The organism is Alkalicoccobacillus gibsonii, assembly GCF_016798245.1.
GTDB classification, from domain to species: domain Bacteria; phylum Bacillota; class Bacilli; order Bacillales; family Bacillaceae_D; genus Alkalicoccobacillus; species Alkalicoccobacillus gibsonii.
This window is the reverse complement of sequence record NZ_JAEUZA010000001.1, coordinates 545,318-566,180: the sequence shown is the minus strand read 5'-3', so window position 1 is coordinate 566,180 and position 20,863 is coordinate 545,318. Positions and strand designations below refer to the sequence as shown.

General features: G+C 39.4%; 20 protein-coding genes and 1 riboswitch. All 20 genes read right to left on the bottom strand.

The window, feature by feature from the left end; translation table 11 throughout:
• Positions 1-20 precede the first annotated feature (20 nt).
• The 20 genes from der to JNO66_RS03010 all read right to left on the bottom strand — a co-directional run bounded on the left by der (position 21) and on the right by JNO66_RS03010 (position 20,839).
• Positions 21-1,337: a ribosome biogenesis GTPase Der gene (gene der / locus JNO66_RS03105; RefSeq protein ID WP_203086733.1), complete on the bottom strand. Its 1,317-nt coding sequence runs from the start codon at positions 1,335-1,337 to the stop codon at positions 21-23.
• Between the two features lie 174 nt (positions 1,338-1,511).
• Positions 1,512-2,114, bottom strand: a complete 603-nt coding sequence (locus JNO66_RS03100; protein ID WP_203086732.1) for a YphA family membrane protein — start codon at positions 2,112-2,114, stop codon at positions 1,512-1,514.
• Positions 2,115-2,243: 129 nt separating this feature from the next.
• Positions 2,244-3,395: a 30S ribosomal protein S1 gene (gene rpsA / locus JNO66_RS03095; RefSeq protein ID WP_203086731.1), complete on the bottom strand. Its 1,152-nt coding sequence runs from the start codon at positions 3,393-3,395 to the stop codon at positions 2,244-2,246.
• An 85-nt stretch (positions 3,396-3,480) separates the two neighbouring features.
• Positions 3,481-4,074: a lysophospholipid acyltransferase family protein gene (locus JNO66_RS03090; protein ID WP_203086730.1), complete on the bottom strand. Its 594-nt coding sequence runs from the start codon at positions 4,072-4,074 to the stop codon at positions 3,481-3,483.
• The gene (gene cmk, locus JNO66_RS03085) at positions 4,075-4,749 is read right to left on the bottom strand and encodes a (d)CMP kinase (protein WP_203086729.1); all 675 of its coding nucleotides are present in this window, start codon (positions 4,747-4,749) and stop codon (positions 4,075-4,077) included.
• 125 nt (positions 4,750-4,874) lie between these two features.
• A complete protein-coding gene (locus JNO66_RS03080) occupies positions 4,875-5,543 on the bottom strand; it encodes a flagellar brake protein (protein WP_203086728.1) in 669 nt (222 codons plus the stop codon).
• 137 nt (positions 5,544-5,680) lie between these two features.
• Positions 5,681-7,021 (bottom strand): germination protein YpeB, encoded by a 1,341-nt coding sequence (gene ypeB, locus JNO66_RS03075; protein WP_203086727.1) that lies wholly within the window; start codon positions 7,019-7,021, stop codon positions 5,681-5,683.
• Positions 7,022-7,040: 19 nt separating this feature from the next.
• Positions 7,041-7,997 carry a spore cortex-lytic enzyme gene (sleB, locus tag JNO66_RS03070; protein ID WP_203086726.1) on the bottom strand — a complete coding sequence of 319 codons (957 nt, stop codon included), beginning with the start codon at positions 7,995-7,997 and terminating at the stop codon, positions 7,041-7,043.
• 153 nt (positions 7,998-8,150) lie between these two features.
• Positions 8,151-9,992 (bottom strand): bifunctional homocysteine S-methyltransferase/methylenetetrahydrofolate reductase, encoded by a 1,842-nt coding sequence (locus JNO66_RS03065; protein ID WP_203086725.1) that lies wholly within the window; start codon positions 9,990-9,992, stop codon positions 8,151-8,153.
• A gap of 33 nt (positions 9,993-10,025) precedes the next feature.
• The gene (locus JNO66_RS03060) at positions 10,026-11,126 is read right to left on the bottom strand and encodes a methionine biosynthesis PLP-dependent protein (protein WP_203086724.1); all 1,101 of its coding nucleotides are present in this window, start codon (positions 11,124-11,126) and stop codon (positions 10,026-10,028) included.
• An 88-nt stretch (positions 11,127-11,214) separates the two neighbouring features.
• A riboswitch (SAM riboswitch) is annotated at positions 11,215-11,316 on the bottom strand.
• A gap of 67 nt (positions 11,317-11,383) precedes the next feature.
• The gene (locus JNO66_RS03055) at positions 11,384-11,548 is read right to left on the bottom strand and encodes a hypothetical protein (protein ID WP_203086723.1); all 165 of its coding nucleotides are present in this window, start codon (positions 11,546-11,548) and stop codon (positions 11,384-11,386) included.
• Positions 11,549-11,551: 3 nt separating this feature from the next.
• Entirely contained in the window at positions 11,552-12,223 is a 672-nt protein-coding gene (gene prsW, locus JNO66_RS03050; protein ID WP_203086722.1) for a glutamic-type intramembrane protease PrsW, read from the bottom strand.
• A gap of 124 nt (positions 12,224-12,347) precedes the next feature.
• Positions 12,348-13,307: an asparaginase gene (locus JNO66_RS03045; protein ID WP_203086721.1), complete on the bottom strand. Its 960-nt coding sequence runs from the start codon at positions 13,305-13,307 to the stop codon at positions 12,348-12,350.
• Positions 13,304-14,296, bottom strand: coding sequence for a YpdA family putative bacillithiol disulfide reductase (locus JNO66_RS03040; protein ID WP_203086720.1), 993 nt, complete (start codon positions 14,294-14,296; stop codon positions 13,304-13,306). Before JNO66_RS03040 ends, JNO66_RS03045 begins: the two co-directional genes overlap by 4 nt.
• A gap of 145 nt (positions 14,297-14,441) precedes the next feature.
• Positions 14,442-15,704 carry a Glu/Leu/Phe/Val family dehydrogenase gene (locus JNO66_RS03035; protein ID WP_203086719.1) on the bottom strand — a complete coding sequence of 421 codons (1,263 nt, stop codon included), beginning with the start codon at positions 15,702-15,704 and terminating at the stop codon, positions 14,442-14,444.
• A 202-nt stretch (positions 15,705-15,906) separates the two neighbouring features.
• Complete coding sequence (locus JNO66_RS03030) at positions 15,907-16,827, bottom strand: D-alanine--D-alanine ligase (protein ID WP_203086718.1); 921 nt, start codon at positions 16,825-16,827, stop codon at positions 15,907-15,909.
• A gap of 91 nt (positions 16,828-16,918) precedes the next feature.
• A complete protein-coding gene (locus JNO66_RS03025) occupies positions 16,919-17,968 on the bottom strand; it encodes a hypothetical protein (protein ID WP_203086717.1) in 1,050 nt (349 codons plus the stop codon).
• On the bottom strand, positions 17,965-19,422 hold the full coding sequence (locus tag JNO66_RS03020) for a sensor histidine kinase (RefSeq protein ID WP_203086716.1): 1,458 nt from the start codon (positions 19,420-19,422) through the stop codon (positions 17,965-17,967). Before JNO66_RS03020 ends, JNO66_RS03025 begins: the two co-directional genes overlap by 4 nt.
• Positions 19,406-20,122, bottom strand: coding sequence for a response regulator transcription factor (locus tag JNO66_RS03015; RefSeq protein ID WP_210340751.1), 717 nt, complete (start codon positions 20,120-20,122; stop codon positions 19,406-19,408). The genes JNO66_RS03020 and JNO66_RS03015 overlap by 17 nt, the downstream gene beginning before the upstream one ends.
• Before the next feature lie 117 nt (positions 20,123-20,239).
• Positions 20,240-20,839, bottom strand: coding sequence for a genetic competence negative regulator (locus JNO66_RS03010; RefSeq protein WP_203086714.1), 600 nt, complete (start codon positions 20,837-20,839; stop codon positions 20,240-20,242).
• Positions 20,840-20,863: the final 24 nt, after the last annotated feature.

The window sequence follows — 20,863 nt, the reverse complement described above, 5'->3', positions numbered from 1 at the left end:
CTCCTCCCATTGTCAAAACGTTAATCATTTTTCTTACGAGCAATAATTTTAACTGGTGTACCCTCTAAATCAAACGTTGCACGCAAGCGATTTTCTAAGAAACGTTGATACGAAAAATGCATTAATTCTGGTTCGTTTACAAAGAAAACAAACGTAGGTGGACCTACAGCCACTTGAGTCACATAATTAATCTTCAAGCGTTTTCCTTTGTCTGTTGGAGTTGGATTCATAACAACAGCATCCATTACCATGTCATTTAATACATGAGTAGCCACTCGAAGTGTATGATTCTCTGCTACTTTGTTAACAAGTGGCAATAAATGCTGCATCCGTTGACGAGTTAAAGCAGATAAGAATAATACAGGTGCATAAGTTAAGAAAAGGAATTCTTCACGGATCTTACGTTCAAAGTTCTGCATTGTTTTATCGTCTTTACCAGGAACCGCATCCCATTTATTCACAACAAACAGAATCGCGCGTCCTGCTTCATGAGCATAACCTGCAATCTTTTTATCCTGTTCAATAATGCCTTCCTCTGCATTTAACACAACCAAGACAACATCCGCTCTCTCAATTGCTTTAAGTGCTCGAAGTACACTGTACTTCTCAGTGGTTTCGTACACTTTTCCGCGCTTACGCATACCCGCTGTATCAATAACCACATAATCCTGATCATCCTTTGTAAACGGTGTATCAATGGCATCACGAGTTGTACCTGCAATATCACTTACAATCACTCGATCTTCTCCAAGCATGCCATTTACTAATGAAGATTTACCGACATTTGGACGACCAATCAATGCAATACGGATTGTATCAGGATCATACACTTCCTCTTCTTGTTCAGGGAAATGGCTTTTCACCTCATCTAATAAATCACCAAGTCCAAGTCCGTGTGATCCAGAGATTCCAAAAGGCTCTCCCATCCCTAATGAATAAAATTCATACAGCTGCTGTTGCATCTCCACATTATCAATTTTATTCACCGCAAGAACGACTGGTTTTTTTGATCGGAATAATAGCTTGGCTACTTCCTGATCTGCATTAGTAATCCCTTCACGTCCATTTACCATAAAGATAATGACGTCAGACTCTTTAATAGCCAATTCCGCCTGAGCACGCATCTGCACAAGCAATGGCTCGTCTCCAATTTCAATTCCGCCTGTATCGATCACCTGAAACTCTGTATCTAGCCATTCACCTTGACTATAAATACGATCACGAGTTACACCAGGAATGTCTTCCACAATCGCAATTCTTTCTCCAACAATACGATTAAAAATTGTAGATTTTCCGACGTTAGGACGTCCTACAATGGCCACGACTGGTTTAGTCACAGCGCCACAACCTTTCTCTAAAATGCTGATCCCTTTATAAAATAAAAGGAGACAGTCATTGTTCATACGAAAAAACGACACGAGCTCACACCTTTATAAGTGCATTCTTTGCCGTTTCTAACTTACTCATCTTACTAAATCTAACGGAGCTTGTCGACCCTATCAGTAAAGGTTTTATAGGCTCTCCGTTGCACTCCGCCATTTCTCTGTCGCATCTTGTAAGAAGCCTTTAACCGTCTGCAGAAGAATATGCAACGACAAAATCACGAGACTGAGAGCCAAACCATCAAAAAACAGATTACTTCCAACCTCAAAAAATCCCCAAATATTCGCTGTCACAAAGTGTGTCAACACTTCACCATGAATCATACCAAGTGTAACAACCGTTACACGTAGTAAAGCATTTTTCATTAAGAAAATGGATAGAAGAAATAGAATACTAGCCATCATCCATTCCTTTTGAACAATCATAATTATAGGATCATACATCGTCCACAAGGAAAAGCCTGCGTAGACAGCTGCAATGAACCATCCAAACAAAAATGAAACAAACAGTCTTTTTCTGGCTTGTCTGTGAAACATCCAATAACAGCCTAAGGCCAGCCAAATAAACCCTGCATTAATCGTTCCCATTGGTACAGGTATGTGAACCGAATAAAAGATAATAAAAAGTAGGATAAAACCTGCTAACATTATTCTCTTTTTTGACTTCCCCATTAAAAAAGTGACAATAATCCAAGCCACCCAACTCAGCCAAAACATAAATAACCCTTCCATTCATTTCTCCCCCCTAGTTTCATAAGCTAGTATGGGCAGAAATAGTAGCAACTAAACCTATTATGAATAGAAAAGCATAGAAAAGTAGCGTACATACCAAATGATATGTACGCTACTCTTTAACAATGTTTATTTATACTTTTTTAATTGGTCGCCAATCATATCTCCTAATGAAAATCCACCAGAATCTTCATCTCGTGATCTTTCGTACTGAGCATAGTCCTGACTACCATCTTCATTTTCAAGTAGTTCTCTAATACTTAAGGAAACCCGTTTGTCACTAGCACTTACTTCAAGTACTTTCACTTGTACGGTTTCACCTTCAGATAAGACCTCACTAGGTGTACCAATATGTCGGTTAGCAATTTGTGAAATGTGGACTAGACCTTCAATACCTGCTGCAATTTCAACGAAGGCACCAAATGATACGAGTCGTTTTACGGTTCCATCCACAACATCACCTACAGAAAACTGCTCGGCTACTTTCTCCCACGGTCCTGGTTCTGTATCTTTAATAGATAAAGAGACACGTTCGCTGTTCGTATCAACAGAGAGAATTTTCACCCTGACACTCTGGCCTTCAGAGACAATTTCAGATGGGGATTCCACGCGATGATGCGCTAACTGAGAAATGTGTACAAGCCCATCAACGCCACCAACATCTACAAAGGCACCAAAGTTCGTTAAACGTTGAACCGTTCCTTCGACAGTGTCTCCAGCTTTTAATGAATCAAGGACCTGACGCTTATTTGTTTCAACTTCTTCGTCAAGAACGGCACGTTGTGAAAGAATAAGTTTATTATTATCCCGATCCAGCTCCACAACTTTTAATCGGAGTGTCTGACCTTTATAGTTAGAGAAATCTTCTACAAAGTGACGTTCAACGAGAGAGGCTGGAATGAATCCACGAACGCCTACGTCTACTACAAGTCCACCTTTTACAACATCAGCTACTTCAGCCTCAATAATTTCCCCTGAAGAATAGGCGTCTTGAAGTCGTTCCCATGCCTTTTCAGCCTGTACAGCTCGCTTAGAGAGGACCAACTCTTCATCAGTGACTTTTTGAATTTTGAGCTCCAGTTCATCATCAACTGCCAAAACATCACCAACGGTTTCAATGTGTAAGCTAGATAGTTCACTAATTGGTAAAATACCATCTACTTTAAAGCCTACATCAACAAAGGCTTGTTTATCTTCAACCTTTGTTACCTTCCCCGTCACAATGTCTCCTACAGTAAATGATTTCAGTTCTGATACTTCATTATTCATATCTTCAATCATTGACATTTGCCTCCTTCAGTACCCACTACGTACAGTGGTAATGAAACTATATTTATAAAAAACTTTCAACTAAAGTGAAAGCATTTTAATCGTGAGGTTGTTTGTGTGTGTCTAATAATGCTTGAATTTCACTCATAATAAGCTCTGTAACTTCTCCTGAGCTTGCTTTTGTTTCTCGCTGTATGGATAAATCCAACGGTTTTCCATATACAAGCTTTAAGCGTTTTCCGCGCTTGTAAGATCCAATAATCGCACATGGAATGACGACCGCATCGGTTTTTAATGCAAAGAAACCTGCACCTGCTAATCCTTTTCCAAGCTTCCCGTCTTTGCTTCTTGTTCCTTCAGGAAACAACCCTAAGATTTCTTGATCATTTAGATAGTTCATTCCTTTACGTAATGTTTGCTTATCAGCCCCACCACGCTTAACCGGAAATGCTCCTAGCTTAGGTAACAATTGCTTTAAGATTGGCTTTTCAAATAGCTCTTGTTTAGCCATATATCGTGTAGGACGTTTAATATAGGCTCCAAGAAACGGCGGATCAAAATTACTAATATGATTGCAGCAAAGTAGAACTCCACCTTGCTCAGGAATATTTTCTTTACCTTCAATTTCAATCTTATAAAGTGCCGATAAATAGGTTCGACAAACAAACTGACCAAATTGGTATAATCCCATTTAGCTTGTTCGCTCCTTCGCTAAATCAGTAATAGCTTGGGCAACTTCTGAAATGGATAAAGTAGTTGTATCGATCTCAATTGCATCCTCCGCTTTTTTCAGAGGGGCAAATGCTCTTGTTGAATCAAGCTCATCCCGCCTTGCAATATCAACCTTAAGTTGTTCGTAATCAGACGACATTCCTTTCTTTAGCTGCTCTTCATGACGTCTACGCGCACGTTCTGATACAGAAGCTGTTAGAAACACTTTTAATTGAGCATTTGGAAGAACGTACGTCCCAATATCTCTACCATCTAACACGCTATGTGTTTTTTGAGCTAATTGACGTTGACGCTCCACCATTTCAACACGTACAGCTTCCCAGCTTGAAACGAGCGAAACATTCTGATTGACCTCAAGAGTGCGAATATCTTTACTAACATCTTCATCATTTAAAAGGACACTCGCTCCCTCTTTTTTAACAACCAATTGAATGTGGCATTTACTAAGTAATTGACTTAGTTCGCTCTCACTGTTCATATTAACAGCTTCTCTTAATGCCGCAAGTGTTAACGCTCGATACATGGCTCCTGTATCAATATACAGAAATCCTAATTCCTCTGAAACTAACTTTGCTACTGTACTCTTTCCAGCACCAGCAGGACCATCAATGGCAATATTCACCGAATCACTCATTTCTTACACCTCGTATTATTTCACAACACATCATCTGTTCATACTTTCTAAACCCGCTATTTAAACGGATATCTTCCTCTTAAGTGTAGCATATATGAAGATAGTGGTCTAATGTAAAACAGCTTCTACAGCTTCATTTTCTTTTTTTCCATCAGTTGTTTTTCAAAAATATAAGTCATTATTTTTTCGCGATCTCGTTTAGCTAATTGAAGAAATTCAAACGAAAGTCGTTCCTGAGAATGCTCAGACGGCTGAATAATTCGAACAATATCAGCCTTCACTTGAAGATAATCAACTGTACCAGAAGGGCGATGTAATACTAAATAAAGCATAACCATTTCACCAATGGGTGGGCACTGGTAATTACGTGGTAATGTAATGGCACACCCGCCACCGCTAATGTCGACCGTCGTTGAGGCAAACGGATAATAGTCTGTATGGAATGGATGGACAGCAACATCTGCCCTTGCAGAGATTCTGACATATTCCCTTCTCTGCAATTTAATGATTTGATCTGGCATCGGTTGATTCAGAATTAAAACAGGAATTTCTGATTTTTTTCGTCCTAAAATCGTCGCTTCAAACGAATACACTGCATTTTCCTTGGCTACCCACCATGCTTTAAATTGCGTACCATCGTAGAAAAATGCTGGTTTTTTCGTTGTTTCATTGATTGGATAATCAATCATAATCCGTCCATCCTCCAGATCAACCACTCGACAGCGATAAACCGGTACTGGCTTTTCCATTTCTTGATGCTTTGCTTCAAGATATAACGTCATTCCTACTTCCACACGTTCGCCGTCCTCTCTCTACCTTTTTCCTTTTATTATCGCACGATCTGACAAAATGGCAAGATATGAAACGAATATCCCAATGGAAAAATGAAGGACCTAAAAGCAATGTTTTTCGCTCTTAGGTCCTACGCGTTTTATTGGAAAACAGGCTCTGACTGAATGAGGCGCTCAACTTTTTCTTCCTGCCCGTCTTCAGCATTAATAAAAATTCGATACGTATCATCATCTAGCACACCAAGGAACTCATAACAAAGAACTTCTTCGTCAATATTGTTCTTGATGACTCCAATGTGCTCTTCCATAATCTTCACTTTTGGATTTACCTTTGTTTGCGCTTCTTCACGACTTAATTTCGGCTGTGCAATATCTCGGTTCTCTTTATGATTAATGATGTATCCTTTTGATTCGTAGCTGACAACATCTCCGTTATCTAATGCAACTCCGATCAAAATGGAATCCGGATAGATTCTGACATCATCTTGTTTGTACACATATTCAAAGACACCGACTGTATCGTATTGCGTGCTATCAATTAACTCCATGTCTTCTTTTCCATGTTGTTCTAAGAAATTACTCGCTTTTTCAGTCGCTTCGTTTAGTCCAATCGTTTGCTCACCCATCTCACGTTCTTGCATAAACCAAATGGGCTCACCCCCGTTTATGCTTATATCCATATAGTAATTCGCTTTATGATCTGGATCGTCAATGACGAGCGTATAGGCTGGATATTCCAGTCCTTTTCCAGTCTCAGTAATATCAACTTTTGATTCTTTACCAACACCTGCATAGCTTCTACCGATGTCCTGTGCTTCCTTTTCACTCACTTCTTTTCCTGTTAACGCCTTTTTAAGTTCTCCATTAATGTTTCGAATGGAATCTTTACTAGCTCCCCAATCTACTTCAGTAAATCCTTCTACTGACTTGTTCATCAGTTCAAATTGACCTGGAACACTTTCCTCACCTTGTGGAGCATTATCATTGGCACTTTCATCCACCCAACGATGCTTGTTATTCATTGCTTGAGCCTGTAAACTACGCATACTCTGGCGGATTTCTCCTGCATGCTTGTGCAAATCTGTTAACGTCTGATATTCCTTTTCTGTTAACGGTTCTTTATCTAAATCACGTACAGATGTACGGTAACTAAAATCACCAATCTTATAAAGGAATTCTTCCGTATCACTTGTTTTCACATTTTGTATAGGCAGTTGCGCAAGGTTTTTCTGGGCTAAGCTTGTCACACGCCATACTTCAGCTAGAGATGGTGTTAATTGTCTTCTTGTATTCATCGCAAGGGTCTTACCTAATTCGTCCTCGATTTGATCAAGGTTAAAGGTCAGATCATGAAACGCTCGTTGATAGTTATTCTCTGCCTGAATTCTAAGTTGGTCGCCTTCTGATTTCTGTTGGTAGCCCCACACACCTGTTCCTACGACAGCTGCGACAGCTAATCCAATAAGTATATTCCGTATCAAATCCTCACACCTCCATTATCTAATAACAAAAGATATGCTTACCTATTTGTTTGATTTGTTCACGTGACCAGATCCAATCAGATGTAGCGGTTTCTGGGTTAAAATAATAAATCGCATTCCCAGTAGGATCTTGTCCATTTAATGCATCAATAACCGCTTTTTTGGCTTGTTCATTAGGCTCATTGTAAATTTGACCATCAGCTACTGCTGTAAATGCCCGCGGTTCAAAAATGACTTCAGAGACTGTGTTAGGGAAGGTTGCACTGTTTATGCGGTTGACAATTACAGCAGCTACTGCCACCTGACCGACATACGGTTCTCCACGCGCTTCACCATAAACAGCTTGAGCCATTAACCGAATATCATTATCTGAGTATCCAGATGGAACATTATTTGCTTTTTCAATTGTTGGCTGATCGTTTTCAGGTTGTTGAGGTTGCTCATCTCCACCTGTCCCCTCTTTTGTTCCACCTCCACCTTGACTTGACGGTGTCTGTGATTGACCGGCATTCCCATTCGATCCTTTGTTACTTGTTCCACCTTTAGAAGAACCACCCTTTGCACTTCCTTTAGGGCCCTGCTGCTTCTCTTTTGGTGTCCCACCATAATGCGAGAATTTTCTTCCTTCTTTTAATGCATTTTGGACAAAACCTTCATCGTACTTCGTTGCTTTTTCTAGCCTCATTTTCATCTTGTCGCCAACTAGTCCATCGACGTCCATTCCAAAATCCTCTTGGAAATTGCGAACGGCCCAATACGTACCCCATCCATAGACTCCATCAATCTTACCGGTATAAAAACCGTTATACTGCAGCCGTGATTGTAGCTCTACCACATCGTCTCCGGTTGCTCCTTTTTGGATCACTCGTTCCGAGAAGGCAAAGGCATCTTCTGACATAACGAACGGTAAGCAAAGTGCTGCTATGAGAGTTAATACGATACATTTTGAACATACTGACCGCTTGAACTTGCTCATTTGTTTTTTCCCTCCTATTACATTTATCCGCTAAATATTTCTGCGTGCGTTTAGTCTTTGTTGGAAAAATGGTTTTATTCATTTGTTTTTAAAAGACGACTGTTTGAACAAATAAAAAGGATGCTCCAATGAAGGAACATCCGACTTACACTATTAATTTGATTGTTTGATAACATTCGTTCGTTCTTTAATATACTCTGATAACGTGACGGTTAAGTCATAATGCATGAATGGTGTAATGAGATAAATTCCGTTAAACCATTCACATGCAGCATCCACAAGTTCTTTAGCAATAGCAAGGCCTTCTCGTTTTGAAGATTCTGAATCTCCTTCATGTTTTGCCATCACTTCTCGAATGCCTGACGTAAGTTTAATACCGGGGACTTCATTATGAAGAAACTCAGCATTTCTAGAACTAACAATCGGCATAATACCTATATAGATTGGTTGATCCAGATGTTTTGTTTCATCATAAATGGCTTTAAGCTGGTTAATATCGTAGACCGGCTGACTCATAAAGTAATCAGCACCACTCTCAATTTTTTTTTCTAAACGTTTAACAGCTTTATCAATATATTTTACATTTGGATTAAAGGCAGCACCTACAGTAAAGTCAGCTTTCTCACCAAGCTCTTTCCCTGAAAATGATAAACCCTCGTTTAACTGCTTGATCATGGATATTAATTGATAGGATGCTAAGTCATAAACGGAGCTGGCACCAGGGAAGTCACCGATTTTTGTCGGATCACCCGTGATGGTTAATACGTCATGAAGCCCTAATGTGTGTAAGCCCATAAGATGCGATTGTAGTCCGATTAAATTACGGTCGCGACAAGTCAAATGTACGAGTGGTCTAGCTCCAATTTGTTCTTTTACCATCGTTCCAAGAGCTAGGTTATCTACTCTTGGAGACGCAAGTGAATTATCAGCAAGAGTTAATGCATCAATTCCTGCATCCTTTAATGCTTTTGCACCCTGCATAAATTTTGATACATTTAATTTTTTTGGTGGATCGAGTTCAACAATGATCGACGAACGTTTTTTTACAATCTCTGATAACTTTTCATCTTTACGAGCTGGGCGATCTGAAGCGAGTGGCTGAAGAATAGCGACTTTAAGCTTTTTTTCGTAAACAGGAACCCGCGTGCTGGCGGCATTAGCGATCGCTTTTATATGTTCAGGTGTTGTCCCACAGCAGCCACCGATCAATCGTACACCTTGATCGATAAACTTCTCAGTCATAGTTGCAAAGTAATCAGGGTTAGATGAGTAGAAAAATCGACCATCCCGGTAATCGGGTAAACTAGCATTTGGATATACGGCTAAAAATTGATCGGTGGGTATTGGAATTTCTTCAAAGGATCTAAGCATATGCGCGGGACCCATTCGGCAGTTTAAACCAACAATGTCCGCACCGGCTTCTGTCAGCTGATCAAAAGCTGAAGCAGCATGGATCCCTCCACTCATAACGCTAATATCCCCTAAACTAATGTTCATGATAACCGGCAGGGAGCTATGCTTTTTAGCGATGGATGTAACAAGTAATGCTTCTTCTAAATCATAGAATGTTTCAAATAAAAGTCCATCAACCCCTTCATCAATCAGAACAATGATTTGTTCTGTCAGAGCTTCTTCAATTTCATTAATTGTTGATTCTTCCATTTGAAAACGACGGATGCCACCAACTGTTCCAACGACAAATGCACGATTCTCTGCTGCTTGCTTTGCTAGAGCAACCGCTCGTCGGTTAATCTCCGCTGTTTTATCCTCTAGTACATACTTACTAAGCTTCAGACGATTTGCAGCGTAAGTGTTTGTCTGGATTACATCTGCACCGGCTAGAAGATATTCAGTGTGAATGGAGATGATCTCTTCCGGGTGACTGAGATTCACTTCTTCAAAGCACTGTTGTTCGATTCCGCGTTCATATAAAAGCGTGCCCATCGCTCCGTCCCCTACTAATACATCCTGTTTTAGACGCTCTAACAACCCCACTTAGATCTCCTCCCACTCTAATCTTGAATTAGCTTATAGTTTAGAAAATGCTTGTTTTAAGTCTTCTATTAAATCCTCCGATCGTTCGATTCCAACAGAGAATCGAAGCAGGCGATTGTCAACACCGTTCGCAATTCTCACCTCTTCTGGAATATCTGCGTGTGTCTGCGTTGCAGGATAAGTCATTAAGCTTTCAACGCCACCTAGGCTTTCAGCAAATGAAATCAACGCAAGATTTTGAAGAATCGGATTAATCCAATTCTCACTACCTACTCTAAAGGAAATCATTCCTCCTCTTCCAGGGTACAGAACGTCCTCTACAACACTTGATTCTTCAAGAAAGCGTACTAACTCTTTTGCATTTTGTTCATGTTTTTCCATACGCAATGCTAGTGTTTTCATTCCTCTAATAACAAGCCATGAGTCAAAGGCTGATAATGTTGCACCAATTCCATTATGAAAATAACCGATTTTTTCTGAAAGTTCTTTTCCTTTTGACACAATTAATCCTGCAATGACATCATTGTGACCACTTATGTACTTAGACGCACTATGAATGACAATATCGGCTCCTAGTTTAATAGGTTGCTGTATGATTGGTGTGTAAAACGTATTATCCACAATGAGCAGCAGATCATATTTTTCTGCAAGCTTTGCTAACTCAGGAATAGAAGCTTCTTGCATAAGTGGATTTGTTGGCGTTTCAATAAACAACGCTTTTGTTTCAGGTGTAATCGCCTCTTCAAATGATTCTAGATTACGTGGGTCAGAGTAATGGAATTTAATCCCCCAATGGTTCCAGCCTTCTTCAAATAATCGATACGTTCCACCATATAGATCTTTAGAAGCAACAATCTCATCACCACTTTTGAAGATAGATAAAACTGTTTGAACAGCAGCCATTCCAGAGCTACATGCAAAGCCTTGATCCCCTACCTCTAATTCAGCAATCGCTTGTTCCAATATCTCTCTAGTTGGGTTTCCGGTTCTTGCATAATCATATCCTGTTGATTCTCCGATCCCTGTGTGTCTATAAGCGGTGGAGAAGTAAACAGGTGCATTCACAGCCCCCGTCCGATTGTCTTTTCGATTTCCAATTTGAACTAACTTCGTTTCTAACGCTTTTTCACTCATGCTCGTTCCTCCTATCGTTCATTTAAATAGAAAAAAGCGCCATTCTCAAATATAAGAGAAAGGCGCTTATTGATTCCATATAAGCTTTCTCTTATCTTAGCAGAATAAACTGCCGGATTTAGCACCTTGCCTATTGAGGCTGGTTGCTGAGACTTCGCAGGGCCTTTCCCTCCATCTCTCTTGATAAGAATACATGTTAAATTATGAATATTCACTTAAACATACATGATATATGTTCAAAACGCAAGTCTTAAATTTTAGGACTCAAGTGTAGCTTCAATCTGAAGTTGATCTTCATTTCCACAAACACAGCGTTTAAACCCTGTTTCATATTCTCCAAACTCATTTTTATGTCCTCGAAGAATATACTTCTCCCTGCAAAGGGGGCACCTAATAACAACTCTATAGCGTTCGCCTTGCATGATTTAATTCCTCCTTATCTGTGGTGATTGTTGATCAAGCCTCCGAGCGTGTTTCAATTTGTAGATGGCGAAAGCCCATAGCATCAGCATAAAAGGAATTAATCCAAAAAACACATAATGATTAAACAAATAAACAATGTAGTCATATAAACTATGTAATAACACTGGGACCCACAAAGAATAGATCAGAAACTTTTTCTTATTGCCTGGCGAGAGCTTCGCATGACTTAAGTAATACCCCATGATAATTCCAAAAAGAGCATGACTTGAGACTGGTAACAACGCCCGTCCAATCGCCGTCTCAATACCGTGCGCAATTAGATAGAGTATATTTTCCATGGTTGCAAAGCCGAGCGACAGTGATACGCCGTAAACAATGCCATCATTACGCCTATTTATTGTTCCTAACTGGTAGGCAAAAATATAGAGCACAAACCACTTAAAAAACTCCTCGGTAAAACCATACAGAATTAAAGCCTGTTGCCATTCGTACGGAAACACACTCTCTTCAATAAATGCAAACTGTAAAACCATAACCGGAAACACTAACAAGAACCCCATTAAAAAGGTTCGAATGATGGTTCCATATATTGCTCGACGATAATCGGTCTTAAGATAAAAGTAAGTTAGCAGTCCGATTGCAGGCGCTATTGCAGCCGTTAGCAACGAAAACATCTACGACCTGCCTTTCCGACGTACAGTTTATCCACTTGCCTAATCTGTATCAAGGGAGATGCTGTTCATCGCATTCAGTGAATCCATTATATTCCTCTATCTCCAACTTGACAAGAAAAAGCCACTAATTCAAGAAACCTTCTGCTACTGCCTCTCGGGAGGCCATCATCACCATCGTTTTAATTCGTGCCTTTTTACTGTCATAATCAGAACCCAGAATGACGCCACGTTGCTCCAAATCATGTGCGCTGCCTGCGTATTCATAAGTAGGATATACCTTTCCTTCTTCAGAGGACGTTGTCATGATTATGTGTTTCCCTTGTTGTAATGCCTTATCTAACATATGAACGAGGTTAGGTGGAACCTGTCCACGACCTACACCTTCGAGTACAATCGCATCAGAGCAAGCAATTACACTTTCTAAAATGGCTGCATCCATCCCTAGATAAATTTTCAGGATCGAAACCTTTGGTAGTGCATCTTGTATGGAATATGTACGTCGGTTTAAAGGCTTCTGATATAAAAAGATCGTATCGTTATCGATAATACCTAAATAACCGAATCCAAACGCATTAAACCCTTGAATATTAGAAGCATGTTCTTTCTTCACATACCGCGCAGCAAAAAGACGTTCATTAAATACAACAACCGTACCGACATCTCTTAATGATTCATGACAAGCAGCATAAATCGCGTGGCGTAAATTAATAAAAGCATCACTTCCTAATTGTTCCGGACCACGTTGAGAACCCGTAACGATCACCGGTCGCGCGTCCCTTATTACTAAATCAAGGAAATATGCTGTTTCCTCTAATGTATCCGTTCCATGCGTAACCACAACGCCTGATACCTCTTCATCTAGTAATGCTACTTCGATTTCTTTTTTTAGCTCAAGCCAGTCATCTAATGTAATATGAACGCTTGGCTTTTGAAGCATAGAGCGAACCGTGACATGGATATCGTTTGGCAGATTGCACAAATTAGCTAGCTCTTCACCAGTCAGTTCACCTGCTACTAACTTCCCTGATTCATTCTCAGTACTTGCAATCGTGCCACCTGTTGTTAATAACACAACTTTTTTCATTCTGTCATCTCCTTCTGATTGGTACGAATGTCATCGATTCTTGATGCAATCCCCTTTCCATGCCACCGACCATTTTCAATAAAAATCTCATTTGCATTGTTCCCCGCAGCAATCACACCAGCTATAAATAGACCCTCTACATTCGTTTCATATGTATCTTTATCAAATGTTGGTCTACCTGTTTCGTCATCTACCATGACTCCCATACTTTTAATGAACTGATGATCCGGATGATAACCAGTCATGGCAAAAACATAATCTGCCTTAATGGTTTTAGTCTCACCAGAAACAGAATAATGTACAGAGTCTTTTGTGATTTTCTGAACTTCCGCGTTAAATTCAAGATGGATCTTACGGTGTTTAACAAGTGAAACGTATTCCGGTAAAATCCAAGGCTTTACACTCGGTGAATAATCCTCTCCTCGATAAAGAGCTGTTACTTCTGCCCCTGCTTTTTCTAACTCAAGTGCTGCATCGATGGCTGAGTTCTTTCCACCTATCACAACAACCTTTTGTTTGTAATAAGGATGCGCTTCTTTAAAATAATGAAACACATGAGGTAGATCCTCACCTTCAATGTTCATATAGTTAGGTGAGTCGTAATACCCTGTTGCAATAACAACAAACGATGCCACATACGTTTTCTTTTCCGTTTCAACCACAAATGTGCCATCCTTTTGTTTTTCAACAGTTAGCACAGCCTCACGTGATTGAATACGCAAATTCTTACGCTCTGCTACACTTCTATAATAAACGAGTGCCTGATTCCGGTGTGGTTTCCTTTCTTCGGTTACAAATGCCACGTCACCAATTTCAAGCTTCTCGCTTGTGCTAAAAAATGTTTGATGAGTAGGATACTTATAGATTGAACTCACAATATGATCCTTCTCAATAATAAGTGGTTCAATGCCTTTGTTTTGACAGGCAATAGCCGCCGCTAACCCACATGGACCTCCACCAATAATGATGACTTCTTCCTTCGTACTCAAACCGTTCACACTCCAATCCTACATTTACTACCTTATTATGCGCGTTTTAGACAGAAAAAGTATAGCATATTCGCTCACTCCCATGCAGGTTTGACGAATCAAAAAAAGCAGTGAAATCATTGATTTCACTGCTTCCTGTATAAACCTATACCCAGCCTCTAAATCTAGACGCTTCGGCCATTTTTCTAACACCAATCATGTAAGCTGCCAGTCTCATATTCACTTTCCGTGATTTTGAAAGCTGATAGATATTATTAAATGCGCCTTTAATCATGACTTCAAGCTTTCTTTCCACTTCATCATCGGTCCAATAATATCCTTGATTATTTTGAACCCACTCAAAGTAAGAAACTGTTACGCCTCCAGAGCTAGCTAGTACATCCGGCACTAGAAGAACGCCACGTTCAGCCAATATATCTGTTGCTTCCATCGTTGTTGGTCCGTTTGCTGCTTCAACAATAATAGATGCTTTTATTTGATCTGCATTTTCTTTAGTAATCTGATTTTCAATAGCTGCAGGAACAAGAATATCACAATCAAGTTCAAGTAGCTCTTCGTTTGTAATGGTGTTTTTAAAGAGCTTAGTAACTGTACCAAAGCTGTCTCTACGATCTAATAAATAGTCAACATCTAATCCATCAGGTTCGTATAGTGCACCGTATGCATCACCGATCCCAACAATTTTCGCACCCGCATCATGCAAAAACTTAGCTAGGAAACTACCTGCATTGCCGAATCCTTGAATGACGACTCTAGCATCGGTTAGCTCAATTCCTGCTTTCTTACAGGCTTCATTAATACAAATGGTAACCCCTCTTGCTGTGGCTGATTCTCTACCATGCGAACCACCAAGAACAAGTGGCTTACCAGTAATAAAATTCGGAGAATCGAATTCACGAATTTTACTGTACTCATCTAACATCCACGCCATAATTTGCGAATTCGTAAATACATCTGGAGCTGGTATGTCTTTTGTTGGACCTACAACTTGACTAATTGCTCGTACATACCCTCGACTTAACCGCTCAAGCTCACGGAAAGACATTTCACGCGGATCACATACAATCCCGCCTTTTCCGCCACCATACGGAAGATCAACAATCCCAGATTTCAAGCTCATCCAAATTGAAAGAGCTTTTACTTCTCGCTCAGTCACGTCAGGATGAAACCGGACGCCACCTTTTGTTGGACCCACTGAATCATTATGCTGAGCTCTATATCCAGTAAAGATTTTGGTAGAACCATCATCCATACGAATAGGAATACGAACCGTAAGCATACGTAAAGGTTCACTTAATAATTCATACATTTCAGTAGGGTACCCTAGCTTCGTAAGTGCTTGTTTAATTACCGTTTGAGTCGATCCTAGTACATCAAGCTGATCAATCTGTTTGTCATAATCATCCATTTCTTTCACCTCTGAGCTGTGTATCGCTTGCGTATCTTTCTACCAAGCAAGCCTCTCCCCTTAACTATAATGAACAACGTGTTAGATTTCCACCATTTTAAGGTTTTTTTCTAGATAATCTATCAAAAATTGTTCGACAGTCATAACAAATAGAAAGAAGCCTGCAAGATTTACATTCTTGCAGGCTTCAAACGATTACTAGTTATTTCTTTAAAGACAATTGTAGTAAGGTTTCAACCATTTCCTCATAAGGTAAATCTACTTCTTTGCAGGCATCTGGGAATAAGCTCGTTGGTGTCATTCCTGGTAATGTATTCACTTCAAGAATAACTGGCAGCTGCGTTTCATCTTTAGGTACGATAAAGTCCACTCGAGAGTAAACCTCACAGCCAAGCGTCTGATGAGCACGCACAGCATGCTTTTGTACATAAGACGTTTGCTCAGCACTTAGTCGTGCAGGAATAATATGTTCGCTCCCACCAGCTGCATATTTCGCTTCATAGTCATAATATTTGTTTTTAGGTACAATCTCGATAACAGGAAGAGCTTTCTCTTCCCCTTTTTCACCAAGAACAGCAACTGTTACTTCGATTCCACTGATAAATTCCTCTAACATGATCGTTTCATCAAATTCAAATGCCTGTTTAATACCGGCCATTAATGTTGATTCATCTTCAGCGATGGTTAAACCAATGGTTGAACCTTCTAAGTTAGGTTTAACAACGATTGGAAAATCAAGCTCAGCAGTAAATGCTGCTTCGTCAAACGAATGCTTCATTAATATTTGCTCTTTGGCGACACGTGTTCCTTCTTTTTCGAAGAACATTTTTGATTTAGCTTTATCTAATGCAAGAGCTGATCCCTGTACTCCAGATCCTACATAAGGAATCCCTAACAGATCTAATAACGCTTGAACTTTCCCGTCCTCACCAAATCGACCATGGAGAGCTATATAAACGATATCTACGTCTAATTGAATAACATCATGCAGACGTTCGGGATGAAAATCAATCCCTGTTACTTCATGACCCTTGTTCTTTAAAGCTTCCATTATTCCTTTTCCAGAAGATAGCGATACCTCACGCTCTGCTGATATTCCACCATATAAAACGGCAACTTTCATTTCATCCACTCTCCTGCCTAGCTGTTCTTTTTTACTCTATTCGCCAATCCTAATAGTGAAACTTGTCAGTCAAAAAATCAACTATTATCTTTTAAGGTTGATAAAAATCCATCTTTTCGACGATTTCAGTCGCTTCTTCAGCCGTGAAATCTCCATCAAAAGTCGCTAAATATTGTAATCCGTCTTCTATCCAGTTAATGGTTAAAAGACTTGGTTCATCAACTATTAATGCGTGTTCGTTACGCACTGTTGTTTCTTCTTCAAGGCCAGAGACAATTTCTAGTCCATACTCATGCTCAATATATAGCTCCACACTTCCACGTTCATCCTCGTAATTTAGTGTCATTGTATAATAATCTTCAAACATATAATCTTCCACCATATAGCTTGAATCGAGTTGCAACTCATCATTTAACACTAAAAAGGGAACAGGAAACGCTTCTTCAGCTTCATTTAATGTCACGTGCATTGGTTTGAAACGATCTTCAAATATTTCTTCTGGAAAATTTTCTTCATTTTCTAATACAAACGTATCCTCCGAAAGTGTTAAACCCGTTTCAAAAAGAGTTGCCTCCCGTTCAAACACATCATCTCCATCTTTAATTCGTTCTTTTAAGATCACCCACGATTGTGAATCAACCCATAAGTCAATTTCACCAATTAAGCCAATGTCATGCTCTTCTTGAACCTCAAAGTTTAAATGATACGTTTTTCGATCAAGAACGTCTTCTGTCCCTTCTAGTTTTATATCAAAGTCCCCACTGTAATAAGCAATCATTTCTTTAACATATTCATTAGGTGTTGGAGAGGGATTCACATTGGTTTCTGTAAAATCCGTGTATATAATGGTTTCATCCTCATAATCTTTATGCGCCGTTTGCTCGTCATAACGTACACTAACGTATGATAACGCATTATTATTATAAGTCTCTGTTCGATAATTTCCATTCTCATCTCGCCACTCAACAAGAGTTTCGGCACCTTCTTCTCCATTTGTTGTTGAAGCAAGTTCCAGATGATAGGCTTGTTGATTTTCATCATTTTCAAATGTTTCAAAGATAATATCCTCTGCTTGCATTTGTTGGAAGCACCCTGATAATAAAGCACTTCCTGCTATGATGGGAACTAAACGTTTGATCATTCTTCTTCATCCTTTCTTTTGGGGCTGTCTGACAGGCATGGAATGGAGAAATAGAATGTACTTCCAGTGCCTTTAGAATATACATGCATGGAACCACCGTGCTTTGTAACAAGCTCTTGACAGATCGATAAGCCTAATCCTACACCTGTAGAATGGTTTTGTTTTCTCGCATGTTCAATTTGATAAAATGATGAGAAAATTCGTTCCTGCTCTTCTTTTGGTATTCCTCTACCACGATCTGTCACCAGGAAATACAATCGGTCTGGTTGATAAGCAACAAATGTCGGTAAGTATGAGCTTTGATTTGTAATTAAAATCGAAACCTTTCCATCTGTATCTGAGTAACGAATGGCATTTGTCACTAAATTATCCATCACTTGAATCAGTCGGTTTACATCACAACGCACAGTTGCTTGTTCGACCGCTGTAGTCAGTGAGAACGTTACAGAACGGTCTTGTTCCTCATACCCATCAACCATTAGTTCAGCTAACTCTTCCGCTTCAACCTCTGCTAAATCTAATGTAAAACTTGATGCTTGAATGGCAGAATACGCAAGTAAATCATCAATTAACTTTTGCATAAAGGCTGTTTTTGTTAAGATGACTTTTGCATAATCTTCTTGTTTATCACGGTGAACATTCATTCCCTCAGCATATGCTCTAATGGAGGTAAGTGGGGTGCGTAAATCATGAGAAATCGCAGCAATTAAACGTTGCTGATTAGCTACTTCTTCTTCCTCATTTTTTTTCGCTTCTATCAACCGATGGTTCATATCTTCGAATCCCGAAATTAATTGACCCATCTCACCCTTTTGTTTTTTTACAAACTGAACATCTTCATTTAAGTGACCTTCGCCAATACCTCGCATCTCGCCAAGCAAATAGTTGATAGGTGAAATCATGCGGCGTTTTAACCAATAATGGACTAATGTAAGCGTGCCTAGCACAGCCAATAAAAACACAAGAATGGCTATCCAGTACGTTTCAATTGTTTTTTCTTGAACTGCAGTTCGCTCCGTTTCAAGCACAAAATATCCAACAATGGAGCCATTATTTCCACCAAATATCGGTTCTTTATATGTATGACCTCGTATCGTTGTTTTTAGCTCAAATAAGCCTCTCATTACTTGATTGGAGGTTCTTCCTTGGTTTGAGACACCCTGTTCCTTCGTCGTAAATAATGGATTAAAATTTGAAGAGTACACAGTTATCGATTCATCCGATTCTAATTCATCCTCTACGGCCTTTTTCAACGCCCCACCTTGGTGGACTTTATCACTATTGTTTTTCATCAGCACACTTATCTCCGATGCGCGTAACAGTGCCCGCATCTCTGAATCAGACTTTTCTACCTCATACCACCCTGTTAGCTGAACATAAAATAAAAAGGTAACGATAAATGGGGTAATTGCTGTAAAAATTAAGATGAAGTATAAATTAAGACGAATACTCATGCTGATGCCCTATAAATTTATAGCCAACTCCCCATACGGTTTCAATATATTTAGGATACTTTTTTCCATCCTTTAATTTATGACGAATATTTTTTATATGGACCGTTACGGTTCGAATGTCCTCATAATCAGCTTGATGCCAAATCTGCCTGTAGAGCTGCTCTTTTGTAAATACTTGACCAGGGTTTTTCACTAAAAAAAGAAACAGCTCATATTCTTTTGCAGTTAGCGGCACATATTCGCCGTTCAATGAAATGGTTCTACCGCTTTGATCAATACTAACTTCTTGAAAACTTAACTCTCTTTGTGTCTGCTGGAGAAGTTTAGATTGGTAGCTGTGGTGACGGCGAATTTGCGCTCTAATTCTCGCCACAAGCTCGAGTGGACTAAAAGGTTTTGTCACATAATCGTCTGCCCCAATACCGAGGCTATGTATTTTGTCAAGATCACTTTGCTTTGCACTCACTACAATAATCGGTACTTCACTCGTTTCTCTAATTTCCTGGCATACTTCAAAACCATTTTTTCCAGGTAGCATTAAGTCAACGAGTACTAAGGAAAAGGTCTGTTCGTGAAATGAGATTAATCCTTTGTCCCCTGCATCCTGCCATACCGTTGCATATCCTTCTCTTTCTAAATAATCTTGTATGATTTTCGCAATTTCTTGATCATCTTCTATAATTAAAATCGAGTTTTCCAATTTTAAGCTCACCTCATTTCCATTTTAGCAAATTATAGATCGATAGACTTGATTTTTTTGAAAATTATCGATTAAAAAGCCAAAATAAAGAAATAGTAAATGACATAGAGCCATTCACTATTTCCTAATAAAGTAATTATATAGTTGTTCAACCGCATCGGTTTCCATCAATTGCTTTCCATACTCGTTCACTCTAAATGAGGAAATCGTAGAAGGATTTCCGAATTCGGCAAGCAACGCAATAAGAGCTGACTCATTAACATCTTCAATATCATACTCATCAAACTTCATGAAATATCGATTTTGGAAGGAATATAGTCTCCCACCAGTCACACCGAATGAATATAATCTAGAAGCAAGACCGATTGCTGCTTCAAAGTGATCAAACTCATAAAAAATTTCGTCAGTTTCATCAAGCGTTACTTGCATCTCTATAAAACCTTCTTCAAATCCTTCATCATCAAAATCATCGTCTGCTTGACCTTTACTTACAATGAAGACCATTCCTTGCGCTGGCATGGCAAATACCTCAACAGCGATCGGACCATCCACTTTAAATCCTAACTCATCATCTGCTTCTAACATCATGTCACGAAAAAGATCATGTACTTTTGGAACATCCTGCCATAAATCTTCTTTTGTTATTCCTCGATCTTGCATATCATCAAAAGTTAAAAACACTTTAAATTTATCAACAGCTAATCGCTCTAGACGCATCTTGGTCCCTCCCTTATCACGAAA

Coding starts and splice junctions, on each gene's coding strand:
- JNO66_RS03025 (WP_203086717.1), bottom strand. CDS start 17,968: ATGATCAAACGTTTAGTTCCCATCATAGCAGGAAGTGCTTTATTATCA.
- JNO66_RS03055 (WP_203086723.1), bottom strand. CDS start 11,548: ATGCAAGGCGAACGCTATAGAGTTGTTATTAGGTGCCCCCTTTGCAGG.
- JNO66_RS03045 (WP_203086721.1), bottom strand. CDS start 13,307: ATGAAAAAAGTTGTGTTATTAACAACAGGTGGCACGATTGCAAGTACT.
- JNO66_RS03020 (WP_203086716.1), bottom strand. CDS start 19,422: ATGAGTATTCGTCTTAATTTATACTTCATCTTAATTTTTACAGCAATT.
- JNO66_RS03060 (WP_203086724.1), bottom strand. CDS start 11,126: ATGAGTGAAAAAGCGTTAGAAACGAAGTTAGTTCAAATTGGAAATCGA.
- JNO66_RS03100 (WP_203086732.1), bottom strand. CDS start 2,114: ATGGAAGGGTTATTTATGTTTTGGCTGAGTTGGGTGGCTTGGATTATT.
- sleB (WP_203086726.1), bottom strand. CDS start 7,997: ATGAGCAAGTTCAAGCGGTCAGTATGTTCAAAATGTATCGTATTAACT.
- cmk (WP_203086729.1), bottom strand. CDS start 4,749: ATGAGTGATTCGGTGAATATTGCCATTGATGGTCCTGCTGGTGCTGGA.
- JNO66_RS03035 (WP_203086719.1), bottom strand. CDS start 15,704: ATGGATGATTATGACAAACAGATTGATCAGCTTGATGTACTAGGATCG.
- prsW (WP_203086722.1), bottom strand. CDS start 12,223: ATGTTTTCGTTGCTAACGGCTGCAATAGCGCCTGCAATCGGACTGCTA.
- JNO66_RS03090 (WP_203086730.1), bottom strand. CDS start 4,074: ATGGGATTATACCAATTTGGTCAGTTTGTTTGTCGAACCTATTTATCG.
- JNO66_RS03010 (WP_203086714.1), bottom strand. CDS start 20,839: ATGCGTCTAGAGCGATTAGCTGTTGATAAATTTAAAGTGTTTTTAACT.
- JNO66_RS03030 (WP_203086718.1), bottom strand. CDS start 16,827: ATGAAAGTTGCCGTTTTATATGGTGGAATATCAGCAGAGCGTGAGGTA.
- rpsA (WP_203086731.1), bottom strand. CDS start 3,395: ATGATTGAAGATATGAATAATGAAGTATCAGAACTGAAATCATTTACT.